This is a genomic window from Janthinobacterium lyxosi (assembly GCF_051380665.1).
Taxonomy (GTDB): domain Bacteria; phylum Pseudomonadota; class Gammaproteobacteria; order Burkholderiales; family Burkholderiaceae_D; genus Janthinobacterium.
The window spans coordinates 45,897-58,774 of the sequence record NZ_JBNYXM010000019.1; the positions used below are offsets into that span (position 1 = coordinate 45,897).

At 61.9% G+C, this 12,878-nt stretch carries 13 protein-coding genes and 1 pseudogene; 3 read left to right on the forward strand and 11 right to left on the reverse strand.

Annotated elements, in window-relative coordinates:
- Window positions 1-27 precede the first annotated feature (27 nt).
- From ACQ4WP_RS19640 to ACQ4WP_RS19680, 9 genes are all read right to left on the reverse strand, one after another.
- Window positions 28-1,188 carry a CpaE/TadZ family protein gene (locus ACQ4WP_RS19640; protein ID WP_436523538.1) on the reverse strand — a complete coding sequence of 387 codons (1,161 nt, stop codon included), beginning with the start codon at window positions 1,186-1,188 and terminating at the stop codon, window positions 28-30.
- Between the two features lie 37 nt (window positions 1,189-1,225).
- Window positions 1,226-1,504 carry a pilus assembly protein gene (locus ACQ4WP_RS19645; protein WP_436523540.1) on the reverse strand — a complete coding sequence of 93 codons (279 nt, stop codon included), beginning with the start codon at window positions 1,502-1,504 and terminating at the stop codon, window positions 1,226-1,228.
- Window positions 1,505-1,514: 10 nt separating this feature from the next.
- On the reverse strand, window positions 1,515-3,077 hold the full coding sequence (locus ACQ4WP_RS19650; RefSeq protein WP_436523542.1) for a type II and III secretion system protein family protein: 1,563 nt from the start codon (window positions 3,075-3,077) through the stop codon (window positions 1,515-1,517).
- Window positions 3,078-3,101: 24 nt separating this feature from the next.
- The gene (gene cpaB / locus ACQ4WP_RS19655) at window positions 3,102-3,938 is read right to left on the reverse strand and encodes a Flp pilus assembly protein CpaB (RefSeq protein ID WP_436523543.1); all 837 of its coding nucleotides are present in this window, start codon (window positions 3,936-3,938) and stop codon (window positions 3,102-3,104) included.
- A 16-nt stretch (window positions 3,939-3,954) separates the two neighbouring features.
- Complete coding sequence (locus tag ACQ4WP_RS19660; RefSeq protein ID WP_436523545.1) at window positions 3,955-5,310, reverse strand: DUF8689 domain-containing protein; 1,356 nt, start codon at window positions 5,308-5,310, stop codon at window positions 3,955-3,957.
- 27 nt (window positions 5,311-5,337) lie between these two features.
- Window positions 5,338-5,931, reverse strand: a complete 594-nt coding sequence (locus tag ACQ4WP_RS19665; RefSeq protein ID WP_436523547.1) for an A24 family peptidase — start codon at window positions 5,929-5,931, stop codon at window positions 5,338-5,340.
- Between the two features lie 128 nt (window positions 5,932-6,059).
- Complete coding sequence (locus ACQ4WP_RS19670; RefSeq protein ID WP_230541728.1) at window positions 6,060-6,227, reverse strand: Flp family type IVb pilin; 168 nt, start codon at window positions 6,225-6,227, stop codon at window positions 6,060-6,062.
- A gap of 392 nt (window positions 6,228-6,619) precedes the next feature.
- Window positions 6,620-7,309 carry a response regulator gene (locus tag ACQ4WP_RS19675; protein WP_436523549.1) on the reverse strand — a complete coding sequence of 230 codons (690 nt, stop codon included), beginning with the start codon at window positions 7,307-7,309 and terminating at the stop codon, window positions 6,620-6,622.
- A 39-nt stretch (window positions 7,310-7,348) separates the two neighbouring features.
- Window positions 7,349-9,046, reverse strand: a complete 1,698-nt coding sequence (locus ACQ4WP_RS19680; RefSeq protein WP_436523551.1) for a sensor histidine kinase — start codon at window positions 9,044-9,046, stop codon at window positions 7,349-7,351.
- 280 nt (window positions 9,047-9,326) lie between these two features.
- Between ACQ4WP_RS19680 and ACQ4WP_RS19685 the strand changes: the two genes are divergently transcribed.
- From ACQ4WP_RS19685 to ACQ4WP_RS19695, 3 genes are read left to right on the forward strand one after another with little or no spacing between them, the layout of a single operon-like run.
- Window positions 9,327-9,815: a TadE family protein gene (locus ACQ4WP_RS19685; RefSeq protein ID WP_436523553.1), complete on the forward strand. Its 489-nt coding sequence runs from the start codon at window positions 9,327-9,329 to the stop codon at window positions 9,813-9,815.
- Window positions 9,812-10,432: a TadE/TadG family type IV pilus assembly protein gene (locus ACQ4WP_RS19690; RefSeq protein ID WP_436523555.1), complete on the forward strand. Its 621-nt coding sequence runs from the start codon at window positions 9,812-9,814 to the stop codon at window positions 10,430-10,432. The genes ACQ4WP_RS19685 and ACQ4WP_RS19690 overlap by 4 nt, the downstream gene beginning before the upstream one ends.
- Window positions 10,432-11,796 carry a vWA domain-containing protein gene (locus ACQ4WP_RS19695; protein ID WP_436523557.1) on the forward strand — a complete coding sequence of 455 codons (1,365 nt, stop codon included), beginning with the start codon at window positions 10,432-10,434 and terminating at the stop codon, window positions 11,794-11,796. The genes ACQ4WP_RS19690 and ACQ4WP_RS19695 overlap by 1 nt, the downstream gene beginning before the upstream one ends.
- Window positions 11,797-11,803: 7 nt before the next feature.
- On the opposite strand, the gene ACQ4WP_RS19700 is transcribed toward ACQ4WP_RS19695, so the two are convergent.
- Window positions 11,804-12,460, reverse strand: a complete 657-nt coding sequence (locus tag ACQ4WP_RS19700) for an amidohydrolase family protein (RefSeq protein WP_436523559.1) — start codon at window positions 12,458-12,460, stop codon at window positions 11,804-11,806.
- Window positions 12,461-12,599: 139 nt separating this feature from the next.
- Window positions 12,600-12,745, reverse strand: a pseudogene (locus ACQ4WP_RS19705) (hydrolase); the annotation flags it as partial.
- Between the last annotated feature and the right edge of the window lie 133 nt (window positions 12,746-12,878).

A 12,878-nucleotide genomic window follows, 5' to 3' on the forward strand; every position in this document is an offset into this window, starting at 1 on the left:
CATAAAAGAATTCCTGTTCGAGTGGTGTTAGGCGCGCCGCAGCACGCGGCTGAGCCAGCCCTGCGGCACGGCTTCGACGCTGACGCCCGTCAGACTGGCGGCAAACTCCTGCAGCGAGCGCGTGATGGGACTGTTCTTATCCAGCTGCAAGATCGGCATGCCCTGGTTGACCGATGCGGCGGCCGACGCATAATGATTCGGCACCGTGCGGTCGATCGTGGTGCCATACGCCGCCTCCAGGTCCTGCAAGCGGATTTCGCCGCCCTTGTCGTGCCGGTTGACGATCAGGCGCACCTTGTCCTTGTCGTATTCCAGCGAGCGGAACATGCCCAGCAGGCGCTTGCCATCGCGGATGTACGGCAAGGTCGTTTGCAGGATGGGGAAAATCAGGTCCGCGTGGTCGAGCGCGCGCACGCTGACCGCATCGAGGTTGCGCCCCACGTCGAGCACCACGAAATCATACTGGCGCCGCGCCAGCTTGATGATGGCGTCGATATGTTCGGGCAGCACTTCGCTGGCGTGGGCCGGGTCTTCCGGTGCCGCCAGGACGCTGAAATTGGGCAATACATTGAGCATGCTCGAGGCGAGGAACGACGGGTCCAGGCGGTGGATGTCGCGCGTCACATCGGCCAGGGTGGCCAGCGGCTTGCTCTCGGAAACAAACAGCGAAGCATCGCCGAAGTGCAGGTTCAGGTCCAGCAGCGCAACACGCTTGTGGCCGCTGGCTGCCAGGGCATAGCCGAGGTTGGTGGCGATGAAGGTGGCGCCGCTGCCGCCCTTGCAGGAAATGAAGGCCAGCACCTTGCCATTGCCATTGTCGCGCCGCTCGAGTTTTTCCTCGATGCGCTCGAGCGCCGGGTAGACGCTGGCGGCTGCGGCCGGCGATGGCAATACTTCGCGCACGCCGGCACGCATGGCTTGCAGCAGGAAGTCGGGCGAATGCTGCGGGCACAGCAAGATGACGGCCAGGCGCGGAAACTGATTGCTCAGGCGCTCGATGGCGGCCAGGTCGGCGCCATCGTTGCCGGGCCGGTCGAACATCAGCACATCGGGCAGTTCTTGCGCCGAATATAGTTGCTCCAGCGGTCCGCTGCGGGCATCGACGTCGTCCGCCGGATTGCGGTTGCCGACCAGGCGGCCCAGCTCGGCCAATGCTTTTTCATCCCGGGATATGATGGCGATTTTCACGATATGCCTTGCCTGTTCTGTGGTAACGGTGACATGTTCATTGGCGTCCGAGGCTGATCGTCATGCCGCCCGATTGCGGCACCGGCGCGCTGAACGACTTCTGGTACGCGTTGTAGCCCGCCACTGCCGACTTGCCATCGAGACCAGTCACCGGGTCGCGGTTCAGGCCGGCCTGCGGGTTGATCACTTGCTGGGCGCGCAGCAAATCGACGCTGCGGCCAAAGTTGCGGTCGAAGTGCGGCGTGGTGGCGCAGCCGCTGACGGAAAACGACGCCAGCAGCACGCACAGCAGAGAAAGGAATGAAGGACGCTGCATGCTCACTCTCCTATTGAATGTCGAATCCGGTCGCCGCTGCGGCGCCCGGTTGTTTGTCGGCGGCAGGTTGCGGCTGCGGCTGCCTGGCATTGCCTTCCATTTTTCCTTGCAGGAAAAACTGCGCGCGGCTAGGCGCCACATAGGCATCCGTCGGCAGCACGTAGTCGCCAGCCAGCGGCTTGACCAGGTGCGGTGTGATGATGAACACCAGTTCGGTGCGGTCAGTCTGGAAATCGCTGCTGCGGAACAGGGCGCCCAGCACGGGAATCTCGCCCAGCATCGGCAGCGCCTTGATATTCGTGGTCACGTTGTTCTTGATCAAGCCGCCGATGGCAAAGCTTTGTCCGTCGAACAATTGCACGGTGGTGGTGGCGCGCCGCGTGGTAAACGCCGGCAGGATGGCGCTGCCGGCGGTGCCGCCCGTGCTGATGCCGATGCCGTCCTTGTTGAGTTCCGACACTTCCGGCGCCACCTTCAGGTTGATGCGCCCGCCATCGAGCACGGTGGGCGTGAACTTGACGGCGATACCGAATTCCTTTTCTTCCAGCGTGATCTTGTTGGTGGCGCTGTCTTGCGAGACGGGAATGTAGATCTTGCCGCCGGCCAGAAAGCTGGCCTCCTGGCCGCTGATGGCCATGATGTTCGGTTCGGCCAGCACTTTCACGAGGCCGTCGCGCTTTTGCGCATCGAGCGTGAGGAAATTGCCGTTTTTACCATTAAAACCATCGATCATGCTGGGATTGCCACTCAACAAGTTCGACAGGAAACTGTAGGTCCAGTTGCCGCTGCTGGCGCGCGCGCCGATGCTGGCGCCCAGCTGGTCGACGAGGGTTTTCGAGACCTCCGCGATCTTTACTTCCAGCATCACCTGCTGCGGTGCGGCGATGGTCAGCATGTTGATCACGCTCACACCCGCAGCGCCCGCGCCGGCACCGGCACCGGCTGGACTGGCCACTGGCGCCACGCCCGCAGCGGCAACCGGCGCCGCCCCTTCGCCGGCGCCCCGCTGTGCGAACGCCGTGGCCATGGCCATGATCTGGCTGGCCTTGACGGCATCCGAGACCATGCCCGTCAGCACGATCGCGCCGCCGGCCGAGCTGGCCTTGAGATCTGTTTCACGGGGAAACACAAGCGCCAGCTGCGCCTGCAAGCCGTCGGCATCGACACCGACTTCGATATCGACGATCACGGGACGGTGATCCTTGTCCCACAGAATCAGATTGGTGCTCCCCGGTGCCAGGCCCCAGATATACAGCTCGCTGGAACTGCCCAGCAGCCTGGCGCCCGCCACCTTCGGATCATTGACGGCGATCTGCGAGACGGCCCGCGTCAGGCTGCGCAAGGTCGACTTGCCAACGGACAAACGGATCGGTGGACCCAGCCGGGCGATATCGGCCCCCAGCGACAGGGGGGCTGCCGCCTCGGCTGCCTTGCTGACGGTCTCTGCCTTGCGTAAGGCGGGCGCGGCGCTGGCGCCGGGCTGCCACAGCATGCTCACCGTCAAGCCACTCAGGGCCAGGGCCAGTCTCAAGGTGAAGCGCGGCCTGGCGATACGGGTACGAAATGAGGTCATCAACTATCCCTGGTTCTGATATTTTTAAAATTGCTGGACACGGGTATCCATGCCCGTGATCACTTTGACGCTCTCGGCCGGTGGTGCGGGAGCACGCGGCGCCTGCCGCGCCGGCGCAGCCGCGCGCGGTGCGGCGACCGGCTCCAGCGGCTTGAGTCCCAGCAGCGATTCCTTGGTGGCGCCGCCCGTGTTGACGGGTGCCGGATCGATCTGGTTGCGCAGCACCAGCGACAAGGTGCCTACGCTGCGCGCCAGGTCGAGCTTTTCCACCTGGTCCGGCGTCAATTCCAGGGTCACGGCATTGACCACCTTGGGCTTGTTGTCGTCGCGGTTCGATTCCTGCGCCACGGCCAGCACCAGGATGCGTTCGAGCACGATCTTGGAAATGGCCAGTTCGGCGCCACCGCTGGCCTTGGCGCGGTCATCCTGGGTATTGACGAGGATGTCGACAAAGTTGCCAGGCAAGGCAAAGCCCGCCACCCCCACCACATCGTTGACGCGCACGGTCATGGCGCGCTTGCCGTCTGCCACGATGGACGACAGGCCACCACTCGTGCCCGGCGGCGCTAGCTTGCTTTCCAGCACAGGTTCGCCCAGGCTGACGGCTGTGCGCGTGATGCGCCCGTCGAGCGCCTTGCTGTCGGCAAAGGCGCCGGGCGGCTGCGCGCCGGCGGGCCAGTCCATGCTGCGCAGCATGAGCGGACTGATCTTCGTGCCCACGCCGATATCGACCAGGGCCACGACGATCTTCTGGCTCGACGGCGTACTCTGGCCGCCCATCCAGATCGCCGCCGTCAGCACGGCGGCACCGGCCAGCACCAGGGCCAGCAGCAACATGAGTAAAGCACGGGTATTTCGCATCGTTTTTCCTCTGACTTCAGCTTGATTTCGGTTCACGCCGCTCTTGCACGGCCATGTCGTCCGCGCCCTGGCGCTGATTTGCGCCGGCAAAATAATTATTCCAGGCCCAGTCCAGCACCTGCTCATTCAGTTGCGCCGCCGTGCCCTCGTAGCGGGCCAGGTCGCGTACCTGGCGCAGCAGGTCGCGCGGATAACAGGCCAGCAAGGGCGTCGCGTCGCGCGCATGGCGCTGCAGCAGGAAGGCAAAGGCGGCCGCGTCGAACTCCACACCGTAGATGAAGCAAGTCTGGCGAAACACGGTTTCGTAATGCGCTGCGCTGAGCGCCGGCACTTCGATCTTGTAGCCCAGGCGGCGCAGGAAGGCCGCATCCGACAGGCGCTCGGGCAGGAAATTCGAGGAAAACACCACCACCACGTCGAACGGCACCTGGAAGGTGTGGCCGTTGTGCAGCGACAGGTAATCGATGGCGCGGTCCATCGGCACGATCCAGCGGTTCATCAGCTCCAGCGGCGAACAACGCTGGCGCCCCAGGTCGTCGATGATGAAAATGCCGTTATTGGCCTTCAGGTGCGGCGGCGCGCGGTACAAACGCGTCACGCTGTCGAAGCGCAGGTCCAGCATTTCCAGGGTCAGCTCGCCGCCGGTGAGCACGGCCGGACGGCGCACGCCGCGTACCCAGCGCGCGTCGAGTTGCACGGCGCGCTCGATGCCGGCCGGCGCTTCCTGCTGCTGCGCCGCCGGCAGATGCAGCACCGGGTCATAAAAGGGCACGACTTCGCCATCGACCATGATGGCGTAAGGCAGGGCAATGGCCCCTTGCAACAAGTCTTGCAAGCGTTCGGCAAGATACGTCTTGCCGCTGCCGGCTGCGCCGTAAATGAAAATGGCGCGCCCGGAATTCATGGCCGCGCCCAGCTGGTCGAGCACGGCAGGATTGACTACCACGCCGTCGAAGCTGGCCTGTACCTGCGGGCGCGTGACATGCATGTTGGCCACGCTCTGCGCCGACACCTGCGCATTGTAGGCAGCCAGCGGCACGGGGCATGGGCCCGCGTAGGCATTGCGCGCCAGGCATTCGAGGGCGCGCTGGCGGCCGCTGTCCGTCAACTGGTAATGGATGTCGGCATCCGTGCCGCTGGCGCCGCGGCGCATGACCTCGCACATTTTTTCCTGCCGCATGAAGACCATCACGGGGTCGATCACGCCCAGGCCCAGCTTGACGTAGCTGGCCAGCTCAGGCAGGTGCAGCTGGCCCCGCTGGAACAGCACCTTGACCAGCAGTTCGACCAGGAAGAAAAAGGGCAAGCCCGTCTCTTCGACGGTGCGCGGGGCACGCTGGGACGCTGGCGCGGCAAGCAGATCAGCAGGCATGGGCACAGGTACAGAAGACGCCAGCGATCATGCGAACATTCCCAGCTGGCCACTGGCGGCCAGCAGCAGGTAGAGCGAAGTACCGCTGGCGATGGCGATGGCATAGGGCAACTGACCGCTCGGCACCACTGGCGCGTCGATATCGGGCCGCTGCGCCGCGATGGCCCGCATGAAGCTGTTCAAGGCCATGTGATAGCTATTGCTGCCGACCTGGCGCAAGGTGCCGTGAAAAGCGGCCACGGCCAGTGCCAGAACGCCGCCCGCGAGCAGGCTGGCCAGCAGGCAAAAGAAGACGCTCTGCGGGCCGACAAAGGCCCCCACCATCGCCATCAATTTCACGTCGCCGGCACCCAGTGCCTTGAGCATATACATCGGCAGCAACAACGCCAGGCCCAGAGCCAGGCCGCCCAGGGCCGGCCAGAAGCCGATCGCACCGGGCGTGGCCGTCAACAGGCCTGCACCGGCCGGCAACACTGCGTTGAGCAACAGTCCGGCCAGCGCGCCTGAAAACACCAGGCGATTCGGAATGCGGCGGCTGCGCACGTCGTGGTACACGGCCAGCAGCAGCAAGCCGGCCAGCAGGACTGCCGGCGACCAGGTCAGGAAAAGATCGGTATACATGGGTTATTCGGTACGGGAAGCACGATGACTGAGGCACAAACAACAATGGCCCGGCGCCATACAAGCTGATCCGGGCCACCATCGGCGCGCACCCGGAAGGGGGTGCGTCGCCATTGCACGCGTGGCGATTACTTGCCTGTCAAATTCTTCGATACACTGGTAAATACAGCACCCAGATCGGTGCCCACGGTTTTCACGACGCCAACGATTGCAACCGCGATCAGCGCGGCGATCAGGCCGTATTCGATTGCGGTCACGCCATCTTCTTCAGCGATAAAATTTTTGATGAAATTCATGATTAATCCATTCAGAGTGAGTGTTAACAACGTCATGTGGGACTGCTGATGCAAGCAGTAAATTGCTCACTTATGACCCCTTGCATATGGCCAGCAACGCAAGCAGGAACACCACGGCCATCAGCGACAACAGCAAAGCATGTTCGAAAAATGAGTTACCACTTTGATCGTGCAAGAAATACGCAAGCTCACCCGTCCCACCATCGTTCAAGCACATTTCCAGCTCCTGTCACCGTTCGCATTTTCAGTCTGGCTAACTCAGCGACAATCACCGATTGCTGATGACGGTATTGTATGGGAAGGCACATTGATACCAATCAGACAAAAGTCATTTTGTTGCCGGTACAAAAGAGCCTTTTTTCCTATATGGCATCAGTACATTTGTACTGGCATCAGTATTCCTGGGGCGCCGCAAGCCCGTTCTTCACCGCGTACACATACAGTTCCAGGCGGTTGGCAACGTCCAGCTTGCTGTAAATCGACGTCAAGTGGTTACGCAAGGTTTGCTCGGAAATGAAAGCGCGCTGCGCGATGGTCTTGTTGAGTGCCCCATTGCCGTCGACCATCATGGCGACAATCTTGCGTTCCTTGACGGTCAGCAAGGCAATGCGCGCCATTTCGGGATCGGGCGGCGCCGGCATAGGCGCCGGCTTGAGCAGCGCGCCCAGCAGACTGCCCAGCAAGGCCTGGTCCAGGCACAATTCGCCCCGATGTACCCTGGCAATGGTATCGATCACCTGGTCCGCCGCCGCCTCCTTGCCAATCACGCCGCGCGCACCGCTGCGCACGGCGCGGCCCAGCACCTCTTGGTCGCGCATACCGCTGAACATCACCGCCCGCGTGACGCCATTGGCCAACAGCGCGGGGACGAAATCGACGGAACACACGCCGGCGAGGTCGACGTCCAGCACGACAATATCGGGGCACAAGCTCTCGGCAAGCTCCAGCGCGCGGCCTATCGTACTGGCGCTGGCGACCACCTGCATCGCAGGTTGCGCCTCTTCCAGCAATTTTTCCAGTCCCCACAACATGGTTTTATGATCATCAACCAGCATGACGCGGATGGGATGTAGATTTGACATACGATGGCCTTTAACGGGTCAGCCGTGACGCTCTTGCCGTCAGACGGGAATTTCAATATGCACGGCGGTGGCGCCATCAGCGCCCTGGTTGACCTGCACCCGGCCGCCCAGCGCCATGGCGCGTTCAGCAATGGAGGCAGGCAGGAACTCGACGCGGGAAGACGTTTCGCCGGCATTCTCTATCGAGATCGACAAGGCATGTGCATCGCAGGCGAGTGTCACGCGGCCTTCGCGGGCGGTGGTGTGCTTGCGGATATTGCTCATGCCTTCATTGACAATCTGGAACACTTCGGCTGCCAGCCGGTCACTGAGATCAAACGCGCTGTCCGAGACGATCTCGATCGTGATGCCAAAAAACTTCTTCAGCTGTTCCGCCTGGCGCCGCAGCGCCACCAGCAAGGTCACCTGTTCCCGCTCCGCGCCGCCGCGCACCGTCTGCGCCATCCGGCGCAGGTCGCCAATCACCTGCCCACTCATGTCGATCAACTGGTCGAGATCGGCCAGCAAGGGGCTGTCGGCGGCCACCTTGGCGCGCAAGGCGCTCAAGCCATGGCGCAGGCCGATATACGGCTGGATGGTCGAATCGTGCAAGTCGCGCGCAATCTTTTGCCGCTCGCGGTACGCCGCGCCAGAGGCCAGCTTGTCGAGAATGGCGATGTTTTCAATCAGGGGGAACACTTGCGCAACGATATGCAGCAGGAACCTGGCGTCGGCCCGGGTCAGCCGGTTCTTCGCGGAGATCACGTAGATGCGGCCCAGTCCCTTATGCAAGGGAAGGGGCACGCTGATGAAGGAGCGCGCATCGAGCAGTTCGGCCAGCGCCGTGCCCTGCGGCCCATGTGCATCGAGCCGCTGCCACTTCGCACTGCCGCGTTCGACTCCCACGAGCACGCTCGCCAGCCCCAGGCGCGCGCGCAACGACGGCGCGTACAGCACGCTCTGGCTGGCACCGAACACCATCAGCGGCGCCACCGCGGCTTCGCTCAGCTGGCTGACACGCCCCGCGTATCCGCCTCTCTCTTCGAGCGCCGTACGCAACTGCCACTGCGCCGCATCGCCCTCGCGCATGACCAGGATGCAGCTGCTGGCGTCAAAAAAGGCACGCGCTTTCTGCAAGACCGACGCCACCGTGTGGTCGACGCCAAAGCGGGGATTCGATTGCTGGCTGACCTCGCGCAACAACGCCAGGCGGCGCTTCTGCAACAGCCCCAGGCCGCCCCAGTACGCAATCATGTAGCCGAGCGCCATGACAAAGGTCGTGCGCAGCAACAGGTGCGAAATGATCAGCTCAGGGGTCGATGCCACCGATGCCAGCACCAGCAGGACACAGGAGGCGAGCGTGATGCGCGCGCCTTCATCGAGTCCGCGCTGAAACGACGACGCCAGGATGACGAAGAAAAAGAAGGGGAAAAAATAGCTTTCGGCGCCACCGGTTGCGAACACGATCATGCCGCACCACAGCACGTCCAGCCAGTATATCAGCTTGCCATGCAGCACCGGATGCTTGAAATAAAGAAAAACAAACAGCACTGCGCTATGCAGGACATACGAACACAGGATCAGCCAAGCCAGCTGATTCGGCACACCCAGCTTGCCGGGGTTGATGATCAGCGTTAACAACGCTGTCACCGACAGCAGCAGGCGCATGCCAGAGATCATGATCAAGTCTGCATGATCGACCATTGGCAATGCCGTATCGGCCTTTGGTTCCTCTTGCAGTTGTTGCTGTTGCAGCATGCTGATTTATTCACTTTTCAAAAACACCATCGGCTGGGCCGCCAAGACAATGGTTAATTATTTTTCAATTTCTTAAGCCTCAGCATATTACTCTCTGGAACGTTAATCAGGGGGTGCAGAGCACTCGATTGACTACATTAATTACAATAAACTTGATTTATATACACTTTGATGCCAACCTTGCGCACTCGAAGCGAGATACAATGAAGGCCGCCAAATGGGCAACAGGCCCGCCATCACACCAATGCCGGCGCGAGCCTCGATACGGATACCAGACATAATGCTCAACCAGGCCACACCCCTTCGGCCCCCGCAAGACAGATTCAGGCAATGTGGCTCCACCCTTGTCGAATTCGCCATCATCGCACCGGTTTTCTTGTTACTGATGATAGGCATCATCGAACTGAGCATGGCATATTTCGCCAATCTCACCATGCAGCATGCGGTACGCGAAGGGGCGCGCTATGCCGTGACGGGCAACAGCGATCTCGATCCCGCCAGCAGCAACCAGCAGCGCTACCAGGCTGTCATTCAAAAGATGAAAGCCAGTTCGATGGGCATCTACGACAAGGTCAATCCCGTCATCACGGTGAACGGCACCAGCGGCACCAGCACCGGCATGTTCGGCAACAGCGGCGATATCGTCGTCATCTCCGTCGCCTACAACTGGAAATTCGCCACGCCGATGATGGCCGCCTTCTACAAGGACGGCAAATCGTCCAACGTAGTGGCCGCCACCATGCGTAATGAAAGCTTTGGCGGACTATGACGCGTCCCCGCTCCCTCCCTCCGGCAAGCCGTGCCGCGCGCGGCATCGCCGCCGTGGAATTTGCCATCGTGCTGCCGCTGCTGGCGCTGCTGCTATTCATGGTAGTCGACCTGTCGCGCGCCATCCAGGCCAAGATCATCCTGCTCAACATCAGCCGCGAAGGCGCCAACCTGGCCTCGCGCGCCACGTCCGACCTGAGCGGATCGGGCCAGACCATCATGAATGCGCTGGCTGCCAGCACGCCGCCGCTGGACATGAACGGGCGCGGCATGATCTATATCACCAAGATCATGGGCTATGCGTCCTCGCCCACGGCGGGCGTGCGCAACATCGTGCTGGAACAGTACCGCTGGGACGCTGGCGCGAAGGCCAGCGGCTACCTGCCCGCCAGCCAGGTGTGGCGCTGCAGCAGCTGGAGCAATGGCACGTGCACCGGTATCGCCAAGGACGACAAGGCGCCCGTGCTGACCCTGATGTCCGGCCAGTTGGCCGACGGCGAACTGATCTATGCCGTGGAAACTTTCTACAATTTCGACATGCTCTTCGGCACATTGAAAATTGGCAACAGCACGACGCCCATACTGGGCCCCGACCTTACTTCGATGACGATATTCTGATGCGCATTCCACACCAGCGGCAAAGCGGCCAAGTTCTGATCATGGTGGCGCTGTCGGCCGTCGTCCTGATCGCCTCGGCGGGCCTGGCCATCGATTCGGCCCTCGGCTACTTCGTCAAGGCCAAACTCAATGCGGCCGTCGACTCGGCCAGCCTGGCGGCGGCGCGCGGCGTTACTGCAGGCAACTCGGAAGCGGAACAGCGGGCCAGTGCGCGCAAGTCGGCAAAGGAGTTTTTTGACATTAATTATCCGGACAAATTCCTGCTCTCGACTCCCGTACTCAATCCCGTTGGCGTGGTTTTCGACAGGGGCACCGTCACCATCGACGTCTCGGCCACCGCCTCCTTGCCCGTCTCGCTGATGGGCATACTCGGTTTCAAGACCCTGAACGTGGCGGCCAGCGCGCAAACCATCCGCAAGGACCTGGACATGGTGCTGGTGATGGATACGTCGGGATCGCTGAAAGACAATGCGGACGCCGTGCGGGCGGCGGGCAAGTCCTTCCTGAACAAATTCAATTCCACCGTGGATCGGGTTGGCCTCCTGCATTTCGCCAGCGGTGCGCAAGTCGATCTGCCGATCAAGACAAGCGATCGCGGTTTCAATCGCACGCTGGCTACCAATGCCATCAATGCCTACAAGTTTGAAGGCGGCACGAATTACTCGGAAGGCATGTGGAATGCCCTCGATCAACTCAAGGGCATCAGCCAGAGCAATCGCTCCAGCCTGCGCGTCATCGTGTTCTTTTCCGATGGATCTCCGTCCGCCTTTTCGTCTTACTTTTTTTCCAGCATGAGTGGCAACTGCACGAACCCTGGAGCGCTGGCCGTGTACGACGCCTTACCATCGAGCGGTTTTGCGACAGATGGACTGTACAGTATCGATTCAACCAGCACCAAGCTCGCACCCGAGACCCATTGCTCTAGAAACCTGATCAGTAAATTACCGGCCTGGTATAACGCGCACAATGTTCGCGCCCAGGCCGACGATGAGACGCTGGGCGAATTCCCCATCGTGACCACTACGCCGCGTGCGGTGAGCAAAGATATGTCCACCAGAAAACTCCAGTGGACCAATATGCACCGCGCATCGCGCAACCTGGCAGAAGCGATGGCCAGCAAGGCGCGCCTGGAAAAAACCTACATCTTTACCCTGGGCATGGGAGCCGCGCTGAAGAGCAAGGCAGGGCCGGACAATGAAATCGGCGAAGACTTGCTGCGCTGCATGGCCAACACGAGCGATGCGCCAACGCGTTGCCGCAAGCCGGCCGAGCCCATGGGCCTGTACTGTTACGCGGCCACCGAGAGCGACCTGAGCCCCTGCTTTACGCGGCTCGCCTCGGCCATCCTGCGCATTTCCAAATAGCGTCCGGTCACCGGCTAGAAAGCGAAGCAGCTGCAGCCCAGCGTGCCCCAGAAGCCGGAAAAATCGGCAACCGGCACGGCCGACTTGCGCGCCCGGTCGTGGGCATGCGCATGCACGCCGCAGGCGCCCGCGCACTGGTGCGGCAGCAAGGCTTGCGCCGGCCTGGCCGCAGGACGGTAATCAAAGGCGGCGCCAGAGACGAAAATGGCCCCTGGCCGGAGACGACCTTGCCGCCCATCATGGTCAGCACGGATACGATGGACTTGATCGCTTCTTCCGGCAGCGTGGAATAATCGCCCGCTAATACACTCAGGTCGGCCGGCATGCCCTCGCGGATGCGCCCCTTCTTGCCTTGCTCGCTGGAAAACCAGGCGCTGCCCGCCGTCCACAGCTCCAGCGCCGTGTCGCGCGACAAACGCCCCGCCGCCTCCGTCAAGGCCAGGCCGCCCAAGGGCACGCCCGCGTCCAGCATGCGCTGCACGGGCGGCGTGGCCTTGGCGTGCAGGCGTAAGGGCCAGCGCTGCTCGACCAGGTGGCGCACGACCTTTTCCAGCGCGTCTCCCATGCCGGCCGCCAGCGTCGCCCACAGCGATGAATTCGCCATCGGCGATGGCGACGGCGGACGCCAGCGGTTGCGTCCTGTCGACCGTGTGGATACGGCCATGGAGCAAGATCGTGCTTGCGCTCATGCCGGTTCTCCGGAATCAGGTGCTGGACGATACATCGATGAACAATCAATGGCCTACGCTGGCGTTGAACATGGATGTGGCGTAGCTCAAGCCCAGGCCATAGCCGCCGCCGTGCGCCGCCAGGGCCGCGTTGTTGCGCAGCAAGGCCGGTCGATGGAGCGGGTGGCGAACGCCATCTGCGACTGGTGCTCGATCATGATCAGGGTATGATCGTTCGGGGCCAGCAGTTTTTGTGCGGCTTGGGCGGTAGCGACAGGCATGATGTTTTCCTTAGCGAAAATAATTGCACATGAAAAAAACGCTTTCCTTGTACGGCGTTTCTGCCCATTCCCTTGCCTCACGCTGTGTGTGTGCCGGGCCAGTACCATGCAGTATGAATGGGATACTTTGAAA

Excerpts from the sequence above, each read along its gene's own strand:
- ACQ4WP_RS19675 (WP_436523549.1), bottom strand. The coding sequence starts at position 7,309 with ATGTCAAATCTACATCCCATCCGCGTCATGCTGGTTGATGATCATAAA.
- ACQ4WP_RS19700 (WP_436523559.1), bottom strand. The coding sequence starts at position 12,460 with ATGGCCGTATCCACACGGTCGACAGGACGCAACCGCTGGCGTCCGCCG.
- ACQ4WP_RS19670 (WP_230541728.1), bottom strand. The coding sequence starts at position 6,227 with ATGAATTTCATCAAAAATTTTATCGCTGAAGAAGATGGCGTGACCGCA.
- ACQ4WP_RS19645 (WP_436523540.1), bottom strand. The coding sequence starts at position 1,504 with ATGCAGCGTCCTTCATTCCTTTCTCTGCTGTGCGTGCTGCTGGCGTCG.
- ACQ4WP_RS19680 (WP_436523551.1), bottom strand. The coding sequence starts at position 9,046 with ATGCTGCAACAGCAACAACTGCAAGAGGAACCAAAGGCCGATACGGCA.
- ACQ4WP_RS19665 (WP_436523547.1), bottom strand. The coding sequence starts at position 5,931 with ATGTATACCGATCTTTTCCTGACCTGGTCGCCGGCAGTCCTGCTGGCC.
- ACQ4WP_RS19685 (WP_436523553.1), top strand. The coding sequence starts at position 9,327 with ATGCTCAACCAGGCCACACCCCTTCGGCCCCCGCAAGACAGATTCAGG.
- ACQ4WP_RS19660 (WP_436523545.1), bottom strand. The coding sequence starts at position 5,310 with ATGCCTGCTGATCTGCTTGCCGCGCCAGCGTCCCAGCGTGCCCCGCGC.
- ACQ4WP_RS19690 (WP_436523555.1), top strand. The coding sequence starts at position 9,812 with ATGACGCGTCCCCGCTCCCTCCCTCCGGCAAGCCGTGCCGCGCGCGGC.
- ACQ4WP_RS19695 (WP_436523557.1), top strand. The coding sequence starts at position 10,432 with ATGCGCATTCCACACCAGCGGCAAAGCGGCCAAGTTCTGATCATGGTG.
- ACQ4WP_RS19650 (WP_436523542.1), bottom strand. The coding sequence starts at position 3,077 with ATGACCTCATTTCGTACCCGTATCGCCAGGCCGCGCTTCACCTTGAGA.
- cpaB (WP_436523543.1), bottom strand. The coding sequence starts at position 3,938 with ATGCGAAATACCCGTGCTTTACTCATGTTGCTGCTGGCCCTGGTGCTG.